Source organism: Moorena sp. SIO4E2 (assembly GCF_010671945.1).
GTDB classification, from domain to species: Bacteria; Cyanobacteriota; Cyanobacteriia; order Cyanobacteriales; family Coleofasciculaceae; genus Moorena; species Moorena producens.
In genome coordinates this window covers 1-2,703 of the sequence record NZ_JAAHIE010000814.1, presented here as the reverse complement: position 1 = coordinate 2,703, position 2,703 = coordinate 1, and the positions used below count along the sequence as shown (strand labels likewise).

Annotated in this window: 3 protein-coding genes; 1 reads left to right on the top strand and 2 read right to left on the bottom strand. The window is 43.6% G+C overall.

The window, feature by feature from the left end:
* Positions 1-229: 229 nt before the first annotated feature.
* Positions 230-442 carry a hypothetical protein gene (locus F6K37_RS37595; RefSeq protein WP_287256122.1) on the bottom strand — a complete coding sequence of 71 codons (213 nt, stop codon included), beginning with the start codon at positions 440-442 and terminating at the stop codon, positions 230-232.
* 497 nt (positions 443-939) lie between these two features.
* On the bottom strand, positions 940-2,382 hold the full coding sequence (locus tag F6K37_RS37590; protein ID WP_287256120.1) for a cupin domain-containing protein: 1,443 nt from the start codon (positions 2,380-2,382) through the stop codon (positions 940-942).
* Between the two features lie 39 nt (positions 2,383-2,421).
* On the opposite strand from F6K37_RS37590, the gene F6K37_RS37585 reads away from it, so the two are divergent.
* Entirely contained in the window at positions 2,422-2,586 is a 165-nt protein-coding gene (locus F6K37_RS37585; RefSeq protein WP_287256117.1) for a hypothetical protein, read from the top strand.
* Positions 2,587-2,703 lie beyond the last annotated feature (117 nt).

Genomic DNA, 2,703 nt, shown 5'->3' with positions numbered 1-2,703 from the left:
AGCTAATGTACCATCGAAACCCGGCAGTTGACCATTCGAAAGCACTTGTAGGGTGGGCAAATGGACACGAATCCAGAGGATTTGGTCAGATGACATGTATTTGCCCACCCTACGCCGATTCCCGATTCCCGACTATTCGTTGTTAGTTCTAGGCTAGATTATGTTACAATATACGGAACACCATTGGATAAAATCCCCAAAATAGAAGGTATAGCAGTCGCCAGGGCAGTTAGGACATGACAAAAGTCTCAAACCCTTTGTAAGCGCAAGAGTTTGACTTCTGACTTCTGACTTCTGACTTCTGACTTCTGCTATATTTTGTATGGTGTGCTTTGGGTAAGAAGACCAAAAATCTAGGATGGTATAGATGTATCCCCCCAGCCATCCCCCGACAAATCTCAAATAACATAGTCGGAGTATAAAGGGGCATGTTTTTTGGCATTGGTCCGTTGCTATTATCGATATTGTATGATGCTGCCAGGGGTCATTCCGGCTCTTGTTCTGAAGAAATACAAGATAGTCGCCTGTTGAGAAAAAAACCGTTGAGAAAAACCTGAGTTTGTTTTTGTGAGGTCGCCGCGCAATGGGCCCAGCGCCCAGCACCGTGCCCCCTAAAAAAGTTCTATTCTAATCAGCAGGCACTACTTATGACAGTATCGTCTTCAATATAGGATTTTGGGTTGTAAATTGGGCACGAGCCCGGTGAAATTCTTTTCCTTTAACAGGCTTTGCCTTCGGTTTTCTTTATTTTTTTAAAATACGGCATAGGTCTGGGGGATGTTAAGGAAAATAAACCCCCAATCCCCTTCCCCAGTATGTCTTTCGGGGTGTTGCCATAGGCGGAGCGAAAGACGATTTAGTGTGAGGAATATGCAATTAGGGATTGAGGGTCTTCAAACTACCTAGTATTGTAATTCACCAAAACCTATTGGTCCGAGCCTAAGGAGTCTGTGACTTATAAGGTCCGCCATTGGTGACATTTGCGCATCGGTCTGCTTCTGGCAAATCTTTTAATGGACAGATTGCCGGAACACAAGTCATCCAAGATTCCGGGCGACAGTCGGCATCAGCACTTTTTACGGTTATTCCGGCATAATCTTGACTTGGTTTAAAGGCTTCGTTCTGATAGTTAGAAATTGAAGCAGCATTATTGTAAGCATCAACTTGACCCATGTCGATAAACCCGGTTAAGTTAAGACTCGGATTTTTAGGATTAGTGAAAGCAGCAGAGACCCCTAGGGGAGTCTGACCAAGTACGTTTTGTAAAGTAATAGCGGACAATATTTTCGGGTTAGTAGGAACGCCATGGCGTAAGAAAAGGATGCATTTAAACGGTTCAGATCCGATATTCCGCAAGTAGTGTTGAGCACCAGTTGGGAACATGAAGATCTCATTAGGATGAATGAAAATTTCCTCAACCAGCCGATCGTTTGCATACCCGCTACCGTCGGATGATGGAAAGGTGTCCTTATCAACAATCGCCCCGACCTTACCGTAACCTTGGTAACAGAAACCGGACTCAGCTTCGGTCATATGCCAGTGTGGGGCACGGATCGTATCGGGCATGATCATGATATCGCCCCAAACCCCACCACCGAGAGCGGGAAACTTTGAGGCGGATATAGTATTGAGAGCTCCGAGAGCAGTTATCTTGCCACCTGTTTCGTAATAATATATTTTTTTAAGGACGTGGTGACCAAGGCTATCGATAGGTATCAATTCATCGTTCATATCTTGATCTTCTAATGTACCATCCGGTTTACGTTTATCAGTAACAAAAGGGTCACCAAATGACTTAAACCCGGACCATAAATCCAAGGATTCCTTTTGAGAAGCAGTTACGGAAATGGGACAGTTCCCAAAATTTTTAATTTCGGCCTGAGTGACGTCAGAAGGAGTGTTAATTTTAAAGACCCAATGAGGCTGAAGGGGATATACCTCACGAAACCCATTCTTACAATCCATACCCATGCAAGCATTTTCATATATAGGTTTGGCGAGATTATCACTGTCAAAGGTCAGTCCGAAAAATACATTTTCAAACTGACAATTGTCAAGGTTAACTGGTGTTGTTGAATAGGCATTATGCTCATCGCTATTCCATTCAGTTGAGGGTTCAACGGTGAGGTTATACAAATATTGGTTAATGCCCATATTGAACGGATTGGTTTGGTTGATCTGAATGGAGTCGTTAGTGTTGAGAAAATACTTAGTATCTAAGTTTGTGATATTAGTGTTACCGTGTACATCAGCCCCCAGGGCATGGGGTGGGATGGCCAAAAATATACCCGTCCCACAGAGAATTGCGAACAGAAAGGAAGACAACCTTTGAATAAATTTGAACCGGGCGTATTTAGTGTGCTCAGGAAATGGTTTTTTCATGATTCCTATTATGTTTGGGTTAATTTATTTCAGCCCACGATGGGTTGCAAAAGTACTGTACCACACCACTGGCTGTATCTATACAAAGGACCCAACCCCCCCATACTCCCCGATATTAGTGCGATCGCTTTTGTAGGGTGGGCAAAGGTGGATGATAACTGTACTTTTGGTGAAACTATTATTATTTGCCCACCCTACACCTAATCAGTTCACGGGTTTCTGTTTTATGTGATAACCTTCCTTCAAAGAAAGCCACATAGGTGGTGCTGAGTTGCCAAGGGGGTTCTCAGCTGCGCAGACAGTTACTCAACAGCTTTAACA

What these genes read in the sequence shown, in the direction of transcription:
- F6K37_RS37585 (WP_287256117.1), top strand. Translation starts at nt 2,422, where the DNA reads ATGGGTTGCAAAAGTACTGTACCACACCACTGGCTGTATCTATACAAA.
- F6K37_RS37590 (WP_287256120.1), bottom strand. Translation starts at nt 2,382, where the DNA reads ATGAAAAAACCATTTCCTGAGCACACTAAATACGCCCGGTTCAAATTT.
- F6K37_RS37595 (WP_287256122.1), bottom strand. Translation starts at nt 442, where the DNA reads ATGCCAAAAAACATGCCCCTTTATACTCCGACTATGTTATTTGAGATT.